This is a genomic window from Nocardioides sp. Z13_37 (assembly GCF_058355585.1).
In genome coordinates this window covers 741,424-759,440 of record NZ_JBZGDV010000002.1, presented here as the reverse complement: position 1 = coordinate 759,440, position 18,017 = coordinate 741,424, and the positions used below count along the sequence as shown (strand labels likewise).

General features: G+C 72.5%; 13 protein-coding genes. 6 read left to right on the top strand and 7 right to left on the bottom strand.

Annotation, left to right across the window (positions count from 1 at the left end; genetic code table 11):
* Nucleotides 1-909 carry a LysR family transcriptional regulator gene (locus tag AC4H2S_RS08615; RefSeq protein ID WP_491496541.1) on the bottom strand — a complete coding sequence of 303 codons (909 nt, stop codon included), beginning with the start codon at nt 907-909 and terminating at the stop codon, nt 1-3.
* A gap of 36 nt (nt 910-945) precedes the next feature.
* Between AC4H2S_RS08615 and AC4H2S_RS08610 the strand changes: the two genes are divergently transcribed.
* Nucleotides 946-1,908, top strand: a complete 963-nt coding sequence (locus tag AC4H2S_RS08610) for an EamA family transporter (RefSeq protein ID WP_491496540.1) — start codon at nt 946-948, stop codon at nt 1,906-1,908.
* Here the strand turns inward: AC4H2S_RS08610 and AC4H2S_RS08605 are convergent.
* The 4 genes from AC4H2S_RS08605 to AC4H2S_RS08590 all read right to left on the bottom strand — a co-directional run bounded on the left by AC4H2S_RS08605 (nt 1,865) and on the right by AC4H2S_RS08590 (nt 6,572).
* Nucleotides 1,865-3,172 carry a M16 family metallopeptidase gene (locus AC4H2S_RS08605; protein WP_491496539.1) on the bottom strand — a complete coding sequence of 436 codons (1,308 nt, stop codon included), beginning with the start codon at nt 3,170-3,172 and terminating at the stop codon, nt 1,865-1,867. The genes AC4H2S_RS08610 and AC4H2S_RS08605 overlap by 44 nt on opposite strands.
* A 122-nt stretch (nt 3,173-3,294) precedes the next feature.
* Nucleotides 3,295-5,541 (bottom strand): polyribonucleotide nucleotidyltransferase, encoded by a 2,247-nt coding sequence (locus AC4H2S_RS08600; RefSeq protein WP_491496538.1) that lies wholly within the window; start codon nt 5,539-5,541, stop codon nt 3,295-3,297.
* A gap of 271 nt (nt 5,542-5,812) precedes the next feature.
* The gene (gene rpsO, locus AC4H2S_RS08595; protein ID WP_056906479.1) at nt 5,813-6,088 is read right to left on the bottom strand and encodes a 30S ribosomal protein S15; all 276 of its coding nucleotides are present in this window, start codon (nt 6,086-6,088) and stop codon (nt 5,813-5,815) included.
* Between the two features lie 220 nt (nt 6,089-6,308).
* On the bottom strand, nt 6,309-6,572 hold the full coding sequence (locus AC4H2S_RS08590) for a DUF6458 family protein (RefSeq protein ID WP_491496537.1): 264 nt from the start codon (nt 6,570-6,572) through the stop codon (nt 6,309-6,311).
* Between the two features lie 133 nt (nt 6,573-6,705).
* Here AC4H2S_RS08590 and AC4H2S_RS08585 point away from each other — a divergent pair, with 133 nt between their 5' ends.
* Complete coding sequence (locus tag AC4H2S_RS08585) at nt 6,706-8,901, top strand: molybdopterin-dependent oxidoreductase (RefSeq protein ID WP_491496536.1); 2,196 nt, start codon at nt 6,706-6,708, stop codon at nt 8,899-8,901.
* 95 nt (nt 8,902-8,996) lie between these two features.
* On the opposite strand, the gene AC4H2S_RS08580 is transcribed toward AC4H2S_RS08585, so the two are convergent.
* Entirely contained in the window at nt 8,997-10,979 is a 1,983-nt protein-coding gene (locus tag AC4H2S_RS08580; protein ID WP_491496535.1) for a PTS mannitol transporter subunit IICBA, read from the bottom strand.
* A 249-nt stretch (nt 10,980-11,228) separates the two neighbouring features.
* On the opposite strand from AC4H2S_RS08580, the gene AC4H2S_RS08575 reads away from it, so the two are divergent.
* Nucleotides 11,229-12,275, top strand: coding sequence for a zinc-dependent dehydrogenase (locus AC4H2S_RS08575; protein WP_491496534.1), 1,047 nt, complete (start codon nt 11,229-11,231; stop codon nt 12,273-12,275).
* Between the two features lie 38 nt (nt 12,276-12,313).
* On the opposite strand, the gene ptsP is transcribed toward AC4H2S_RS08575, so the two are convergent.
* A complete protein-coding gene (gene ptsP / locus AC4H2S_RS08570; protein ID WP_491496533.1) occupies nt 12,314-14,005 on the bottom strand; it encodes a phosphoenolpyruvate--protein phosphotransferase in 1,692 nt (563 codons plus the stop codon).
* Between the two features lie 91 nt (nt 14,006-14,096).
* Between ptsP and AC4H2S_RS08565 the strand changes: the two genes are divergently transcribed.
* The 3 genes from AC4H2S_RS08565 to AC4H2S_RS08555 are packed head-to-tail and all read left to right on the top strand — an operon-like array spanning nt 14,097 to nt 17,973.
* Complete coding sequence (locus AC4H2S_RS08565) at nt 14,097-14,864, top strand: DeoR/GlpR family DNA-binding transcription regulator (RefSeq protein WP_491496532.1); 768 nt, start codon at nt 14,097-14,099, stop codon at nt 14,862-14,864.
* A complete protein-coding gene (locus tag AC4H2S_RS08560) occupies nt 14,861-15,814 on the top strand; it encodes a 1-phosphofructokinase family hexose kinase (RefSeq protein ID WP_491496531.1) in 954 nt (317 codons plus the stop codon). Before AC4H2S_RS08565 ends, AC4H2S_RS08560 begins: the two co-directional genes overlap by 4 nt.
* Complete coding sequence (locus AC4H2S_RS08555) at nt 15,811-17,973, top strand: PTS fructose transporter subunit IIABC (RefSeq protein WP_491496530.1); 2,163 nt, start codon at nt 15,811-15,813, stop codon at nt 17,971-17,973. The genes AC4H2S_RS08560 and AC4H2S_RS08555 overlap by 4 nt, the downstream gene beginning before the upstream one ends.
* The last annotated feature ends 44 nt before the right edge of the window (nt 17,974-18,017 follow it).

Here is an 18,017-nt window from a genome sequence, read left to right as displayed (position 1 = left end):
TCATCGCGAGGCCGTCGGCTCCCCGAACCGCGCTGCCACCGTCTCGAGCGCGGCGAGCACCCGTCGGACCGCCAGCCGCTGGGCGCGGTCGGCACGCATGATCGCGACGACGTGCCGGCCCGACTCGATGCCCGCGAGCGGGCGCAGCACGACCGCGTCCCCCGCAGGCGCGGTGAAGCGCGGCAGCACGGCGACGCACTCCCCCGCTCCCACCAGCGCCTCGACCAGCCGGTTGTCGCGCACCCGCTGGCGTACGTCGATGCGCCGCCCCGTCACCTCCTCGACCGCCAGCCGCACGCTGTCGAACGGGTAGCCCAGCGGGACGCCGATCCACGGCCACCCGACGAGGTCCTGCGGCGTCACCCGGTCCTGGGCGACGAGCGGGTGGCCGGCAGCCATCGCGACGTCCAGCGGTTCGCGCACGAGTCGGCGCACGAGCAGGCCCTCCGAACGCGGCGGGATGCGGTCGGCGCTGTGCGCGATGACGACGTCGTGGTCGGTGACCTGGCCGGCGTAGGCCGCCTCGGCGATGTCGAGGTCGGTGCAGACGACCTCGATCGGCTCGTCGACGAGCTCGCGAAGGACCCCGGGAAGCAGGAACGTCGCGGCGCTCGGCAGTGCCGCGAGCGAGACCACGCCGCTCGCCGTGCCGCGGAACTCGTCCCACCGCGCCTGGGCCTGGGCGACCGCGATCGCGACGTCGCGTCCGGCCGCCGCGAGCACCCGACCGGCGTCGGTCAGCCGGACTCCCCGTCCCTGGGCCTGGACCAGCGGGGCGCCGAACGCCCGCTCCGCGCTGCGCAGCTGCTGCGAGACCGCGGACGGGGTGCGGTGGGTAGCAGCGGCGACGGCGGTCACCGAGCCGCGGTCGTCGAGCTCGCGCAACAGCTCCAGGTGCCGGACGTCCATGCAGCGATCCTAAACAGACCATGTACGACATTTCGCTTGTCCTTCACCCTCCCCGGCGACGAGGGTGTGGGCGTGCCGACCCGTCACCGCCTCCTTGCCGCGCTCGTCGCCGTGTGCTGGGGGCTCAACTTCCTGGCGATCGACGCGTCGCTGCAGCACTTCCCGCCGTTCTTCCTCGTCGCCCTCCGGTTCGCGCTGCTCGCCGTCCCGACGGTGCTGCTCGTCCCGCTGCCCCGGGTCCCGCTCCGCTGGCTGGTCGGCTACGGGCTCGGGTTCGGCACGTTCCAGTTCCTGTTCCTCTACTGGGGAATGGCGGCCGGCATGCCCGCCGGGCTGTCGTCGCTGGTGCTGCAGGCATCGGCGCCGTTCACCGTGGTCCTGGCGAGCGTGCTCCTGCGCAGCCGGCTCACGCCCCGCGCGGCACTGGGGGTGCTGGTCGCGGTGGCGGGGCTCGGCGTCGTCGGGGCGCAGCGACTCGACGGCCCGGCGGCCTTCGTGCCGTTCGTGCTGGTGCTCGCCGGGGCGCTCTCGTGGGCGGTGGGCAACCTCTGCTCGGCGCAGGCGCGGGCATCGAAGCCGCTCCACCTCGCCCTGTGGATGTCTGTGGTGCCGGTGCTGCCGATGCTCGCCCTCTCGCTCGTCGTCGAGGGTCCTGACCAGATCGCGGACTCGATGACCCGGTGGGACTCCCCCAGCGCGCTCCCGGCGGTCGTCGGCCTCGGCTACACCGTCCTGGTGGGCACGGTGCTCGGCTCGGGCATCTGGACGTGGCTGATGGCCCGGCACCCGGCCGGGACGGTGGCGCCGTTCTCGATGCTGGTGCCGGTCGTCGGGATGAGCGCCGCCTGGGTCGTCCTCGGCGAGGCCGTCAGCCCCGGCGAGGCGGTGGGCGCGGTGCTGGTGGTGGCCGGAGTGCTGATCGCCACCCGCCCCCAGCGGCCCGCGGCCCCGCCGGTCAGGCCTTCGGCCCCACGACCGCGAGCAGCTCGGGCTGGCTGAAGAGCTCCGCGGCGAGCGTCGCCACGTCGTCGGCGGTGACCGCCTCGATGCGCGCGACGACCTCGTCGATGGTGAGCAGCTCGTCGTGGACGAGCTCGGCCTTGCCCAGGCGCGACATGCGCGACCCGGAGTCCTCCAGGCCCAGCACGAGGCCGCCCTTGAGCTGGCCCTTGCCGCGCTCGACCTCCTCCTCGGTCAGGCCGTCGGCCGCGACCTTGGCGAGCTCGGCGCGCACGGTCTCGAGCACGGCGTCGTACTTGCCCGGCAGGCAGCCCACCGAGACGCCCACGACGCCGGCGTCGGCGTGGTGGGTGGCGAAGGAGTAGACGGAGTAGGCCAGGCCGCGCAGCTCGCGCACCTCCTGGAACATCCGCGAGGAGGTGCCCCCGCCCAGGGCGGTGTTGAGCACGCCGAGGGCGTAGCGGCGCGGGTCGGTGCGGGTGAGGCCCTTGACGCCGACGACGAGGTTGACCTGCTCCTGCGGGCGGATCGTGCGCGACTCGCCGGGGTGCACCTTGCGGGCCCGCTCGGACTGGACGGAGGCGGTCGGCTCGGCCTCGACGTCGAGGAAGCCGCCGCGCCCGAACGCCTGCCTGACCTGGCGCACGACGCTGGCGTGGTCGATGTTGCCGGCGACGGACACGACCATGTTGTCGGGTCGGTAGTGGCGCCGGTAGAAGCGGTGGATCTGGGCCCGGGTCATCGCGCTGATGGACGCCTCGGTCCCGGCGATGGGCCGCCCCAGCGGGGTGTCGCCCCACGCCTGGAGGGCGAACATGTTGTGCACCACGTCGTCGGGGTCGTCGTCGTGCATGGCGATCTCGTCGAGGATGACGTCGCGCTCTGCCTCCACGTCGGCCTCGGTGAGGGTCGAGGCCGTCACCATGTCGCCCAGCACGTCGACCGCGGTGGCGAGGTCCTCGTCGAGGACCCGCGCGTGGAAGACGGTGTACTCCTTGGTGGTGAAGGCGTTGAACTCCCCGCCGACGGCGTCGAGCGCCACCGAGATGTCCATCGCCGTGCGCTCGGGGGTGCCCTTGAACAGCAGGTGCTCCAGGAAGTGCGAGCACCCGTGCAGCACCGGCGTCTCGTCGCGCGAGCCGACCCCGACCCATACGCCGATGCTCGCCGAGCGGGTGCCGGCCATCTGCTCGGTGACGACGCGCATGCCGCTGGGCAGGACCGTGCGCCGTACGCGCGAGGTGACCGCTCCGTCGGCGTCCTTCACCGTGTGGAGGGTGCGGGTGGTGCCGTTCTTCTGCACTGGGGTCCTTCCGGGGCCGGGACGCGCCCGGAGGGCCGTCTCGAGGGGGTGGATCGGGGGGAAGCGCCACGACCGGCCGGCCAGGTGGCCGACCGGTCGTGGGGTGGAGCGTCAGACGAGGGTCACTCGTCGTCGGACACGGGGGCGGTGTCGGAGCCGGCCTCGGCCGCCTCCTCCGAGCCGCCCTCGTCCTCGACGACGGGGACCAGCGAGAGCTTGCCGCGGTCGTCGATCTCGGCGATCGAGACCTGGACCTTCTGGCCGACCGAGAGCACGTCCTCGACGGCCTCGACACGCTTGCCGCCGGCGAGGGAGCGCAGCTTGCTGATGTGCAGCAGGCCGTCCTTGCCGGGCATGAGCGAGACGAAGGCACCGAAGTTGGTGGTCTTCACCACGGTGCCGAGGTAGCGCTCGCCGATCTCGGGCATCGTCGGGTTGGCGATGGCGTTGACCGCCGCCTTCGCGGCCTCGGCGGCCTCGCCGTTGGTCGCGCCGATGTAGACCGTGCCGTCGTCCTCGATCGAGAGCGTCGCGCCCGTGTCGTCCTGGATCTGGTTGATGACCTTGCCCTTGGGCCCGATCACCTCGCCGATCTTGTCGACCGGCACGCGGACGGTGATGATGCGCGGCGCGTGGATCGACATCTCCTCGGGAGCGTCGATCGCCTCGCCCATCACGTCGAGGATCGCCAGGCGCGCGTCGCGGGCCTGGGTCAGCGCGGCGGCCAGCACCTCGGCGGGGATGCCGTCGAGCTTGGTGTCGAGCTGCAGCGCGGTGACGAACTCGCGGGTGCCGGCGACCTTGAAGTCCATGTCGCCGAACGCGTCCTCGGCGCCGAGGATGTCGGTCAGCGCGACGTACTCGGTCTCGCCGTCGACCTCACCGGAGATCAGGCCCATCGCGATGCCGGCGACGGGGGCCTTCAGCGGCACACCGGCCTGCAGCAGCGACAGGGTCGAGGCGCAGACCGAGCCCATCGAGGTGGAGCCGTTGGAGCCCATCGCCTCGGAGAGCTGGCGGATCGCGTAGGGGAACTCCTCGCGCGAGGGCAGGACCGGGAGGAGCGCGCGGCGCGCCAGGGCGCCGTGGCCGACCTCGCGCCGCTTGGGCGAGCCCACGCGGCCGGTCTCGCCGGTCGAGAACGGCGGGAAGACGTACTTGTGCATGTAGCGGCGGTGCTTCTCCGGCGACAGCGTGTCGAGCTGCTGCTCCATCTTGAGCATGTCGAGGGTGGTGACGCCCAGGATCTGGGTCTCGCCACGCTCGAACAGCGCGGAGCCGTGGACGCGCGGGATCACGTCGACCTCGGCGTGCAGCGGGCGGATGTCGGCGAGGCCGCGGCCGTCCATGCGGATCTTGTCGCGCAGGACGCGCTCGCGCACGACCGACTTGCTGACGGCGCGGAACGCTGCGCCGATCTCCTTCTCCCGGCCCTCGAACTGGCCGGCGAGCTTCTCGAGCAGCCCGGCCTTGAGCTCGTCGCTGCGGGCCTCGCGCTCGAGCTTGTCGCCGATCTGCATGGCGGCGCTCAGGTCGTCCTTGACCGCGGCCTCGACGGCGGCGTAGACGTCGTCCTCGTAGTCGAGGAAGACCGGGAAGTCCTGCACGGGCTTGGCGGCCTCGGCGGCGAGCTGCGACTGCGCCTCGCACAGCTGCTTGATGAAGGGCTTGGCGGCGTCGAGGCCACCGGCCACGACCTCCTCCGTCGGCGCCTTGGCGCCGCCCTGGACGAGCGCGATGGTCTCCTCGGTGGCCTCGGCCTCGACCATCATGATCGCGACGTCGCCGGTCTCGGTGACGCGGCCGGCGACGACCATGTCGAAGACGGCCGACTCGAGCTGCTGGTGGGTCGGGAAGGCGACCCACTGGCCGTCGATGAGGCCGACGCGCACGCCGCCGACGGGGCCGGAGAACGGCAGGCCGGAGAGCTGGGTCGACATCGACGCGGCGTTGATGGCCAGCACGTCGTAGGGCATGTTGGGGTCGAGCGCGAGGACGGTGATGACGACCTGGACCTCGTTGCGCAGGCCCTTCTTGAACGTCGGGCGCAGCGGCCGGTCGATCAGGCGGCAGGTGAGGATCGCGTCCTCGCCCGGGCGGCCCTCGGAGCGGAAGAACGAGCCGGGGATCTGGCCCACGGCGTACATCCGCTCCTCGACGTCGATCGTCAGGGGGAAGAAGTCGAAGTGGTCCTTGGGGTGCTTGGACGCGGTGGTGGCCGAGAGCAGCATGGTCTCGTCGTCGAGGTAGGCCGTGACGGAGCCGGCGGCCTGGCGGGCGAGGAGGCCCGTCTCGAACTTGATGGTGCGCTTGCCGAACGCGCCGTTGTCGAGGACGGTCTCGACAGCGGAGATGATGGGTTCACTCATGGAAGCAGGATCCTGCTTTCTCTTCGCGGAGCGATCCGCGGCGTCCACCCCTCATGTGGTGGACCATCGAAGGTCCCGCGGGGCCGGTCTTCGATCGAGGCCCGCAGATCGTCCCTGCCTGAGGCGGGGATCTGAAGGCCACTACCGAGGACCGGGCGACGAGGCGGGTCGCTCCTGTTGGGTGTGTTTCAGTTGTGCCGGGTCGACACTAGCGCGGCGAGGCCCGGATGTGAGAGGAGCGGCCCCCCCGTGCGGGGAGCCGCTCCTTCGCTCAGCGGCGGAGGCCGAGGCGCTCGACGATCGAGCGGTAGCGCTCGATCTCGGTCTTCTGCAGGTAGTTGAGCAGCCGGCGACGCTGGCCGACCAGGAGCAGCAGGCCACGCCGGCTGTGGTGGTCGTGCTTGTGCGTCTTGAGGTGCTCGGTGAGGTGGGAGATGCGGTGGCTGAGCAGCGCGATCTGCACCTCGGGCGAACCGGTGTCGCCCTCGGTCAGGGCGTACTCGGCGATGATCTTCTTCTTGGTCTCCGCGTCGGTACCAATCGACATGGGGGCTCCTTCGGTTCTCGTTGCGCGGCGCGCCCGGGCCTGTTCACCGGGGCACTCTGGGTCCGCGGCCGTTCATACGGCGTGTCGCCCTCCCGGGCAACCGGCTGAGCGTACCAACGCCGTGGGCGGCTTCCCCAATCCACGACGGCCCCCTGCGGCGGCGCACAGGAGCCCCCGCCGAGGTCCGGCGGGGGCTCCTGTCACGTACGGGTCGAGCGACTCACACGGCCGGCGGCGGCGGGTCGGACTCGGTGGTGCGCTGCGTGGACGCCTGGCGTCCCTGCGCGTCGGTCGTGGTCGCGGTGGTGACGTGACGGCGCCGGGTGTTCTGCTGGACCACGGTCAGCACCAGCCACAGCGCACCCGCGACGACGAGGATCCATCCCAGTGTGGTCACCTCGAGAGGACCCACCTGCTGCTGGTTGAACGCCAGCGCGAGGATCAGTCCCACGACGATCAGGCCGATCGGCCCTCCGAAACCCATGACGTGCTCCATTCTGTTGGGGATGTCGCTCGCCCGGTGAGCGTGAGCCGCGGGCAGGCCCGGGAGAGTCTGGCCCGATGCCGGCACTCTGTCACCCCCCTGCGGGGTGCCCGGACGTGCGACGATCCGAGGCATGGGTGAGAAGCGCATCGGCGTGTGCAACCTCTGCGAGGCGATCTGCGGCCTCGAGCTGACGATCGAGGGCCGCGAGGTCGTCGGCGTCCGGGGCAATCCCGCCGACCCGCTGTCGCGCGGGCACGTGTGCCCCAAGGGGGTCGCGATCGGTGACGTGTACGCCGACCCCGACCGCCTGCGCCGCCCCGTCCGCCGCATCGGGGAGGGCGCCGCGGCCCGGTGGGAGGAGATCGGCTGGGACGAGGCCCTCGACCTGGTCGCCGACAACCTCGCGCGGGTCATCGACGAGCACGGCGCCGACGCGCTCGGCATCTACCTCGGCAACCCCAACGCGCACAGCCTCGGCTCGATGACCCACGGCACCGCGATGGTCAAGGCGCTGCGCACCAGGAATCGCTTCTCCGCGACGTCGGTCGACCAGCTCCCCCACCAGCTCGTGGCCCACCTGGTCTTCGGCCACCAGCTCTTCCTGCCGGTGCCCGACATCGACCGCACGTCGTGGTTCCTCGTGGTCGGCGGCAACCCGATGGCGTCCAACGGCTCGCTGATGACGGTGCCCGACTTCCCGCGGCGCGTGCGCGACCTCCGCGCCCGCGGCGGACGCATGATCGTGCTCGACCCGCGCCGCACCGAGACCGCGAAGGTCGCCGACGAGCACCACTTCGTGCGCCCCGGCACCGACGCGTGGGTGCTGCTCGCGATGCTGCACGTCCTCACCACCGAGACCACCGAGACCACCGGGCAGCCGCCCGCCGTCGCGTCGTACGTCGACGGGCTGGAGACGGTGGTCGACCTCGTCGCCCCCTTCACCCCCGAGCGCGCCGAGGCGATGAGCGGGCTCCCCGCCGCGGAGGTCCGTCGCCTCGCCCACGAGCTCGCGGCCGCCGAGTCGGGCGTGGTCTACAGCCGGATCGGCGTCTCGGCGGGACCGTGGGGCACGGTGTGCCAGTGGGCGGTCACCTGCCTCAACGTGATCAGCGGCAACCTCGACCGACCCGGCGGGGCGATGTTCACCACCCCCGCGATCGACGCCGTCGGCACCGGGCTGATCGGTCGCGGCCACCATGACGTGTGGCGCTCGCGCGTGCGCGGGCTCCCCGAGACGGCCGGCGAGCTGCCGGTGGCGGCGCTGCGCGAGGAGATCGAGACGCCCGGGGACGGCCAGGTGCGCGCGATGCTGACCGTCGCCGGCAACCCGGTGCTCTCCACGCCCGACGGCGCCCGGCTCGACCGGGCCCTGCGCGGGCTCGACTTCATGGCGTCGGTGGACATCTACGTCAACGAGACCACCCGGCACGCCGACGTGATCCTGCCCCCGACGACGGCGCTCGAGCGCGACCACTACGACATCGTCTTCCACCTGCTCGCCGTGCGGAACACGGCGCGGTTCACCCCGGCGGTCTTCGACAAGGAGCCCGACCAGCGCCACGACTGGCAGATCTTCCGCGAGATCGCGCTGCGCACGGCGTCCCGGCTCGACGGCAAGCCGCCCCTGCGCACGCGGCTGCGGCAGCGGGCCCGGCTCAGCGCAAGCCCCACCTTCCTCGTCGGGCAGCTGCTGCGGCGCGGGTCGAGCGGGGTCACCCTCGCCAAGCTGAGGGCGCGACCGGCCGGCATCGACCTCGGCCCGCTGCGCGGCGGGCAGCTGCCCGACCGGCTGCCCTCACGCGGCAAGCGGGTGGACCTGGCGCCCGCGCTGGTCGTCGAGGACGTCGCCCGGCTCGCGGCGGTGCCCGAGCCGGCGGGCGACGGCCTGCTCCTCATCGGCCGGCGCCACCAGCGCGACTGCAACTCCTGGATGCACAACTCCGAGCGGCTCACCAAGGGGCGCGCACGCCACCAGCTGCTGATGAACCCCGTCGACCTGGCCGACCGCTCGATCGCCGACGGCTCCCGCGTGCGGGTCAGCTCGCGCATCGGGTCGGTGGAGGTCGAGGTGGCCGCGAGCGACGACCTGATGCCGGGCGTGGTCTCCCTCCCGCACGGCTACGGCCACGCCGCGGAGGGCGTCCTGATGGCGCGCAGCCGCGCGGTCCCCGGCGTCTCGGTCAACGACCTGACCGACCCCGAGCGGCTCGACGTGTCGGGCAACGCTGCGCTCAACGCCGTCCCCGTCGAGGTCACGGCCGCCGCTCCCGCCGCACCCTCCCCCGCCTCCGTGCCCGCGTCCGCGCCCACGTCCGCGCCTGGCTGACGACGAACGGACGGGGCCGCCCCCGTGGGTCGGCCCCGTCCGCACCCGGCCCCGCCGGGGCCCCGGCTCGGCTGGGCCGAGCCGGGGCGAGTGGGTCAGACGCTCACGCCGTCGAGCACGGCGAGCACCTCGTCCGGCGTGGTGGCCGCCCGGAGGCGGGCCACCTGCGACTCGTCGGCGAACACGGTCGCGAGCGAGCGGAGCAAGGCGAGGTGGTCGTCGCCGGCGCCGGCGATGCCGACCACGAAGAAGGCCTCCTTGCCGTTCCAGTCGATGCCGTCGTCGTAGCGGACGAACGACAGCGCGGAGCGGTGGATCGCACCCTTCGCCTCGTTGGTGCCGTGCGGGATCGCGAGCCCGTTGCCCATGTGGGTCGAGACCGACCGCTCCCGCTCGTGCATCGCCTCGACGTACGACGGGTCGACGGCGCCGGCCGCGACGAGGAGCTCGCCCGCCTCGGTGATCGCGTCGTCGCGCGTACGGGCCGAGCCGTCCAGGACGATCGAGTCGCGCGACAGCACGTCGCCCGCCGCGGTCCCACCGTCGTGCCCGGCCGCGGCACCCGCCGTGGCGCCGGTGGTGGCGCCAGGCGTCTCGTCGTCCAGCATCTCCACGATCTCGTCGTAGCGGGGGCTCGCCATGAAGTTGTCCACCGAGACGTGCACCGCCGACGGCGTCCTCTCCCTGGCGCGGTCGGTGAGGTCCTGGTGGGTCACCACGAGGTCGTAGCTGTCGTCGAGGTTGCTGATGGCCTTGTTGACCACGCTCACCTCGCCGTGGCCCGCGTCCTGGATCTTCTTGCGCAGCACCGAGGCGCCCATCGCCGACGACCCCATGCCGGCGTCGCAGGCGAAGGCGATCGAGCGGATCGGCTCGGAGCCGGCGGCCCGGCCGGCGAGCGCACCGGCGACCGACGACTTCTTGCCCTTGTTGGCCTCCATCTGCGCGGTGGCGGCGGCGAGGTCGCCCTCGTCGTCGGAGCGGTCGAGCTTGAGCAGCAGCGCGGCGACGGCGAAGGTGACCGCGGCCGAGGCGAGGACCGACAGCGTCACGCCGAGGTAGCTGTCGCGGGCGGTCTGGGCGTAGACGGCGAAGATCGAGCCGGGCGCGGCGGGGGCCCGCAGGCCGACGTCGAGGGCGACGTTGATCGCGACGCCGGTCATGCCGCCGGCGATCATTGCCAGGATCAGCCGGGGCTTCATGAGCACGTAGGGGAAGTAGATCTCGTGGATGCCGCCCAGGAACTGGATGATCGCCGCGCCGGGAGCGGTGGCCTTGGCCACGCCCCGGCCGAAGATCGAGTAGGCCACCAGCAGGCCGAGGCCGGGGCCGGGGTTGGCCTCGAGCAGGAACAGCACCGACTTGCCGGTCTCGGCCGCCTCGGTGAGGCCGAGGGGCGTCAGCACGCCGTGGTTGATGGCGTTGTTGAGGAAGAAGACCTTGGCCGGCTCGATGAGCAACGACGTCAGCGGCAGCAGGTTGTTGTCGACGAGCGTCTCGACGGCGTTGCCGAGCACGTCCATGACCTCGTTGACGACCGGTGCGACCACGTAGAAGCCGACCAGCGCCATGAGGAAGGCCACGATGCCGGCCGAGAACATGTTGACGAGCATCTCGAAGCCCGCCCTGACCTTGCCCTCCCACAGCGCGTCGAGGCGCTTCATCACGTAGGCGGCGAGGGGGCCCAGGATCATCGCGCCGATGAACATGTGGACCTGGCCGAGCTGCGAGGCGTCGGGCGGCAGGGTCGCGTTGAACTCCGCCACCAGCAGGTCGGAGCCGGCGATGGCGCCCATCACGGCGAAGGCGCCGACCACGGCGCCGCGGTCGCCGTGGACCATGCGGCCGCCCGTGGCGGCGATGAGGATCGGGAGCAGGTAGTGGATCGTCGGGCCGACCAGCGTGGCCAGGTCGGCGTTGGGGAGCCAGCCGACGTCGATGAACAGGGCGGTGAGCAGTCCCCACGCGATCAGTGCCGGGATGTTCGGCATGATCATGTTGGAGAGGAAGGTGCCGAACCGCTGCACGCGGACGCGCGCACTGGTGCCCGAGGCGGGCGTGGAAGTCGTGGTCGCCATGCTGATGTCCTCCAGGTGAGCGCGGGGTGAGTCCCATCACATGATTCCGCGATTAAACCTCACGAACGGGCATGTTGCCAAGCGTTCGGGCACGAATTGCTGCCCGAGTGTGTGGCTTTAACCCCACTCCACCCGTTAACGTGGTGAACAGGGCACGACACCGACCCCGCCTGAGGACCGTTCCCGACGGCGTCGCGGTCGCTCCCGAGCCGCCGATCCCCTGCCGACCACCACGAGAGGTACCAGCCCATGAAGGCCCTTCGCTTCTTCGCCCCCGAGGACGTCCGTCTCGTCGACGTGCCCGAGCCCGAGTGCGGCCCCCGCGAGGTCAAGATCAAGGTGCGCAACTGCTCCACCTGCGGCACCGACGTGAAGATCAAGAAGAACGGCCACGTCAACATCACCGGCGAGACCACGATGGGCCACGAGGTCGCCGGTGAGGTCGTGGAGGTCGGCGCCGAGGCGCTCGGCGGCTTCCAGGTCGGCGACCGCGTGCAGTCCATCGCCGCCGTGCCGTGCGGCGAGTGCCACGAGTGCCGCAAGGGCTGGATGGAGGTCTGCGAGAACCAGACGTCGGTCGGCTACCAGTACGACGGCGGGTTCGCCGAGTACATGATCGTGCCCGAGCAGGTGCTCAAGGTCGACGGCCTCAACCGCATCCCCGACAACGTCGGCTTCGACGAGGCCTCGGCCGCCGAGCCGTTCGCGTGCGCCATCAACGCCCAGGAGCAGCTCGGCATCGAGGAGGGCGACTTCACCGTCGTCTTCGGCGCCGGCCCGATCGGCTGCATGCACATCCGCATCGCCCGCGGCGTCCACAAGGTCGGCACCGTCGTGCTGGTCGACATCAACGAGGCACGGCTGGCAATGTCGGCCGACGCCGTCCAGCCCGACCACGTCATCAACGCCTCCGAGGTCGACGTGGTCGAGAAGGTCATGGAGCTCACCGGCGGCCGCGGCGCCGACATCGTCATCACCGCCACCCCTGCCAACGTCACCCAGGAGCAGGCCATCGCGATGGCCGCCCGCCAGGGCCGGATCTCCTTCTTCGGCGGCCTGCCCAAGACCGACCCCTACATCAAGGCCGACTCCAACCTCATCCACTACCGCCAGCTGCACGTCCACGGCGCCAACGGCTCCTCCCCCGAGCACAACAAGCGGGCCCTGGAGTACATCTCCACCGGCCAGGTGCCGGTCAAGGACCTGATCACCCGGCACGTACCCCTCGACGACGTGATGAGCGTCTTCGACATCGTCGCCAAGGGCGAGGCGATCAAGGTCACCGTCGAGCCCTGACCCGGCTGTCCTCCCTCGCCCCCTCCCGCGCGGCGCGATCAGTGCCCGAGCAGCTCGCGTACGGCGGCGCGGCCGGCCATCGGGTCGGGCGCCCCGAGTGCGGCCTCGGCGGCCGCCTCGCAGGTGTCGAGGCTGACCTTGCCCAGCTGGGCGCCGACCGGGCGGACGGCGCGGGCCGCCATCGAGAGCGAGGAGATCCCCATCCCGATCAGCGCGGTCGCGAGGAGGGGGTCGGCGGCGGCCTCGCCGCACACGCCGACGGGCTTGCTGGCCTCGGTGCCGGCATGCGCGGTGATCGCGATCAGCTGGAGCACGGCGGGCTGCCAGGGGTCGGTGAGGTGGGCCAGGTCGGTGGCCATCCGGTCCGCCGCCATGGCGTACTGGGTGAGGTCGTTGGTGCCGATCGAGAGGAAGTCGACGACCTGCAGCATCCGGTGGGCGAGCAGCGCAGCGCTCGGGATCTCCACCATCACCCCCGCCTTGAGCCCGCGGTCGTGGACCTTCGCGGCGAAGTCGGCGGCCTCCGCGACGGTCGCGACCATCGGCGCCATCACCCGGGTGTCGGTGCCGGTGCGCTCGGCGGCGAGCGCGATGGCGTCGAGCTGGCGCTCCATCAGGCCGGGGTTGTCATAGCTCAGCCGCAGGCCGCGCACGCCGAGCGCGGGGTTCTCCTCGCCCGCCCGGGTGGCGAACGCGATCGGCTTGTCCGACCCGGCGTCGAGGGTGCGGACGACGACGTAGCGCCCGTCGGCGTAGGGCGCGAGCACCTCGGCGTAGATCTCGGCCTGCTCCTCCACGCTGGGCTCCTCCTTGCGGTTGAGGAAGCACAGCTCGGTGCGGAACAGCCCGACGCCCTGGACGGGCTCCCCGCTGGCCGACTCGGCCGAGGACCCGTCGGCGACGTTGGCGAGGAGCCTGACCGGCAGGCCGTCGGAGGTCGCGGCGGGCCCGCTCCACCCGGCGAGCTCCTCGCGCAGGCGGCGGCTCTCCTCGACGCGGGCGCGGGCCGCATCGGGGTCGGCGCCCTGCTCGATCGTGCCGGCCTCGCCGTCGACGACGACGAAGGCGCCCTCGGCCACCTCCATGACGCCCGCCGCGCCCACCACGCACGGGATGCCGAGCTGGCGGGCGATGATCGCGGTGTGGCTCGTGGCGCCGCCCCGCTCGGTGACGAGCGCGGTGACCAGGTCGGGGTCGAGACCGGAGGTGTCGCTCGGCGCGAGGTCCTCGGCGACCAGCACGGACGGCTCGCTCGGCGTCGGCACGCCCGGCGCCGGCTCGCCGACGAGGTCGGCGACGACGCGGCGCTCGATGTCGCGCAGGTCGGCCACCCGCTCGGCCATCAGGCCGCCCATGTTGGTGAAGATCGTGACGAACTGCTCGACGGCTCCCTGCACGGCCGTCACCAGGCCCTGCCCCGACTCGAGGTTCTTCGCCACGCCCGAGCGCAGCCCCTTGTCGCGGGCCAGCGCCGCGCTGGCGGTCAGCACCTCGGCCGCGGCGCCCTGCGCGGAGTCGGCCTTGTCGGTGAACGTCCTCGCGACGGCGCGCACTGCGTCGTCGTACGCCGCGAGCGCCGCGTCGGGATCGGCGAAGCCACCGTCGCCGAAGCGCTCGATCGCGTCGGGCGAGACCTCGCCGCGCACGTGCAGCACCGGACCGGCGGCGACCCCCGGGACGACCGGAGTGCCGCGGAGGATGGTCTCGGACGACTCGGCCGATGTGGTCATGAACACACCGTAGATCACGAGGTGGTTGACAAGCAACACATTCGGGACTAAAACAACATATACACAGATGTCTCGGGAAGGGGTGGACCGAATGTACGCGGAAGAGCGGCAGCAGGCGATGGCCCACCTGATCAGCCGGCGCGGCCGGCTCTCGGTCGTCCAGCTGGCCCAGGAGTACGCGGTCACCACCGAGACGGTGCGCCGCGACCTGTCCACCCTCGACCGGATGGGCCTGGTGCGGCGCGTCCACGGCGGCGCGGTGCCGGCGGGATCGCTCACGGTGATCGAGTCGGGCATCGGCGAGCGCGACCAGGCCAACACGCAGGCCAAGGAGGCGATCGCCAGCGCCGCGGTGGCCCTCCTCCCGCCGCCCGACTCGGTCGTGGTCATCGACGCGGGCAGCACGACCGCACGCTTCGCGGCCGCGCTCCCCCGCGACCACCGGCTCACCGTCATCACCCACGCCGTGCCCGTCGCCACCCGTCTCGCCGGCCTGCCGCAGATCGAGCTCCACCTCCTGCCGGGCAAGGTGCGGCCCACGACCCACGCGGCCGTCGGCGCCGAGACCGTCGCGGCCCTGGCCGAGCTGCGCGCCGACGTCGCGTTCGTCGCCACCAACGGTCTCGCCGTCGGCCACGGCCTCACCACGCCCGACAGCGACGAGGCCGCGACCAAGCGCGCGATGATCGCCTGCGCGCGCAAGACCGTCGTCCTGGCCGACTCCACCAAGCTCGGGGTCGAGACGGCGGTCCGCTTCGCGACCCTCGACAGCATCGACGCGCTCGTCACCGACAGCGACATCGAGCCCGCCGACCGGCGCGCGCTCGAGTCCGCCGGGATCGAGCTGGTGGTCGCGTGATCCTGACCCTGACGCCCAACCCGAGCATCGACCGCACGGTCGCCCTCGACGGCGAGCTGACCCGCGGGCAGGTGCACCGGGTCGCCTCGGTGACCTCCCAGGCGGGCGGCAAGGGGGTCAACATCTCCCGGGCCGCCGTCAGCGCCGACGTCCCGAGCATCGCCGTCGTCCCCGCGAGCAAGGACGACCCGTTCGTCCTCGAGCTGCTCGGCGCCGGCATCGACTGCCGACCCGTCCCGCCCGCCGGCGACGTGCGGGTCAACCTCACCATCACCGAGCCCGACGGCACCACGACCAAGCTCAACTCCCCCGGCGCCGCCGTGCTCCCGCTCCACTGCGAGCTGATGGCCCAGGCCGTGCTGGTCCGAGGGGGCACCGCCGACTGGACGGTGCTGGCCGGGTCGCTGCCCGCGGGGGCCCCGGCCGACTTCTACGCCGATCTCGTACGACGCCTGCGCGAGGTCGGCGGCCGGGTGGCCGTCGACACCAGCGACGCGCCCCTGCTGGCGCTGGTCGACGCCCTGCCCGACGCCGCACCCGACCTGATGAAGCCCAACGGCGACGAGCTGGCGTCGTTCACCGGTGGCGACCCCGACGAGCTCGAGGCCGACCCCCGCGCCGCCGCGGCCGCCGCCCGCCAGCTGGTCGAGCGTGGCGTCGGCGCCGTGCTGGCCACCCTCGGGGGCCACGGTGCCGTGCTGGTCACGCCCGAGGGCGCGTGGCATGCCGCGCCTCCGCCCACCACTGTCGTCAGCACCGTCGGTGCCGGCGACTCCAGCCTCTTCGGCTACGTGCTCGGCGACGTGCGGGGGATGCCTGCCCCCGAGCGCCTGGCACTGGCCGTGGCCTACGGCAGCGCCGCCGCGGGTCTACCCGGCACGACCATTCCCCTGCCGTCGCAGCTCCGCACGGAGCTGGTCGCCGTGACCGCCCTCGGAGGCACCCCATGACCTCGCTCATCACCACCGACCTCGTCCGGCTCGGCGCCGGATGGGGCTCCGACAAGCACGACGTGATCCGCGCCCTCGCCGACGTCGTCGACGACGCCGGCCGGGCCACCGACAAGGACCAGCTCGTCACGGACGCGTTCGCGCGCGAGGACACCTCGTCGACGGGCCTGCCGGGCGGCATCGCCATCCCGCACTGTCGCACGACCGGGGTCGAGGAGCCGACGCTGGCCTTCGCCCGCCTCGAGCCGCCGGTCGACTTCGGTGCCAAGGACGGTCCGGCCGACCTCGCCTTCCTGATCGCCGCCCCCGCGGGCGGCGACGCCGACCACCTCACCATCCTCACCAAGCTCGCCCGGGCGCTGGTCAAGCCCGCCTTCACCGACGCGCTCCGCTCCGCCGAGAGCGCGGAGGAGGTCGTCGACCTGGTCGCCCACGAGCTGGGCGAGCCCGCACCGGCGGCGAAGACCGCCGCACCGGCGTCCGGTGCACCCTCGGGGGCGGCCACGCCGGGCGGCGGCGAGACCACCGACCCCGCGCAGGCGAGCTCCAGCACCCCGTCCGACGGTGGAGGGAGCACCGACCCCGCCGCGACGGCTGCCACGGCCCCGGCCGGGACGACCTCCCTCGTCGCGGTCACGGCCTGCCCGACCGGCATCGCCCACACCTACATGGCGGCAGAGGCGCTCGAGGCGGCCGCAGAGCGCGCGGGGGTCGCGATCCACGTCGAGACGCAGGGCTCGGCCGGCTCGACCCCCCTCGCCCCCGACACCATCGCCAAGGCCGGCGCGGTGATCTTCGCCGTCGACGTGGGCGTGCGCGACCGTTCCCGCTTCGCGGGCAAGCCGATGGTGAGCTCGGGCGTGAAGCGTCCGATCGACGACGCCGACGCCATGATCGCCGAGGCGCTCCGATACGCCGCCGACCCGTCGTCGGCGCCGAGGGTCGAGGGCGAGGCGGGTGGCTCCTCGGAGGGCACCGGCAACGCCGGTCAGGAGACCTGGGGCGGTCGCACCCGCCGGGTCCTGATGACGGGCGTCAGCTACATGATCCCGTTCGTCGCCGCGGGTGGCCTGATGATCGCCCTCGGCTTCCTCTTCGGCGGCTACGAGATCGTCGACCACGCCCAGGCGATCCTGCTCGGCAACTCCTTCACCGATCTGCCCGACGCCTCGGAGATCGGGCTCGACCACGCGCTGCTCGGCTCCGACTTCTTCGCCTACCTCGGGGCACTCCTGCTGATCATCGGGCAGACCGCCTTCGCCTTCTTCATCCCCGCCCTCGCCGGCTACATCGCCTACGCCATCGCCGACAGGCCGGGCATCGCCCCGGGCTTCGTGATGGGCGGCCTGGCCTCCAACGTGATCCGCGTGAGCGGTGACTCGGAGTACCCCGCGACGGGCTTCCTCGGCGCGATCGTCGGCGGTGTCCTCGCCGGCCTGATCGCCCACTGGATCGCCGGCCGCAAGGTGCCCGCCTGGGCGCGCGGACTGATGCCCGTGCTCGTCATCCCCCTGGTCACCAGCATCGTGGCGGGCTTCTTGATGCTCGTGGTCTTCGGGCGACCGATCTCCTGGTTGATGGGACAGCTCGAGGACGGGCTCAGCTCGATGAGCGGCGGCAGCGCGGTCGCCCTCGGTGTCATCCTGGGCCTGATGATGGCCTTCGACATGGGCGGCCCGCTCAACAAGGTCGCCTACAGCTTCGCCGCCGCGGGCGTGGGCGGTGCAGCGCTGACCACCGACGCCCCCGAGCTGCGCATCATGGCCGCGGTCATGCTGGCCGGCATGGTCCCCCCGATCGCCCTCGCCCTGGCGACCGTCGTCCGGCCCGGCCTGTTCTCGGCCCCGGAGCGCGAGAACGGCAAGGCCGGCTGGCTCCTGGGCGCCTCGTTCATCACCGAGGGCGCGATCCCGTTCGCGGCCGCCGACCCGCTGCGCGTCATCCCGGCGATGATGGCCGGCAGCGCCGTGACCGGAGGCCTCTCCATGGCGATGGACGTCGGCGTGCGGGCTCCGCACGGCGGGATCTTCGTCCTGTTCGCCGTCGACGGCGTCGTGGGCTACCTCGTCTCCCTGGCCGCCGGTGTCGTCGTCGGAGCCGTGCTCGTCATCCTGCTCAAGAGCATGGGCCGCCGCGACGCGGACGTCGCTACTGTCTGATAGCGACCCGTCCCGCACCGCACCGCACCCCCGCACGACCGCAG

Excerpts from the sequence above, each read along its gene's own strand:
- AC4H2S_RS08615 (WP_491496541.1), bottom strand. The coding sequence starts at position 909 with ATGGACGTCCGGCACCTGGAGCTGTTGCGCGAGCTCGACGACCGCGGC.
- AC4H2S_RS08600 (WP_491496538.1), bottom strand. The coding sequence starts at position 5,541 with ATGAGTGAACCCATCATCTCCGCTGTCGAGACCGTCCTCGACAACGGC.
- rpsO (WP_056906479.1), bottom strand. The coding sequence starts at position 6,088 with ATGTCGATTGGTACCGACGCGGAGACCAAGAAGAAGATCATCGCCGAG.
- AC4H2S_RS08590 (WP_491496537.1), bottom strand. The coding sequence starts at position 6,572 with ATGGGTTTCGGAGGGCCGATCGGCCTGATCGTCGTGGGACTGATCCTC.
- AC4H2S_RS08585 (WP_491496536.1), top strand. The coding sequence starts at position 6,706 with ATGGGTGAGAAGCGCATCGGCGTGTGCAACCTCTGCGAGGCGATCTGC.
- AC4H2S_RS08580 (WP_491496535.1), bottom strand. The coding sequence starts at position 10,979 with ATGGCGACCACGACTTCCACGCCCGCCTCGGGCACCAGTGCGCGCGTC.
- AC4H2S_RS08575 (WP_491496534.1), top strand. The coding sequence starts at position 11,229 with ATGAAGGCCCTTCGCTTCTTCGCCCCCGAGGACGTCCGTCTCGTCGAC.
- ptsP (WP_491496533.1), bottom strand. The coding sequence starts at position 14,005 with ATGACCACATCGGCCGAGTCGTCCGAGACCATCCTCCGCGGCACTCCG.
- AC4H2S_RS08565 (WP_491496532.1), top strand. The coding sequence starts at position 14,097 with ATGTACGCGGAAGAGCGGCAGCAGGCGATGGCCCACCTGATCAGCCGG.
- AC4H2S_RS08555 (WP_491496530.1), top strand. The coding sequence starts at position 15,811 with ATGACCTCGCTCATCACCACCGACCTCGTCCGGCTCGGCGCCGGATGG.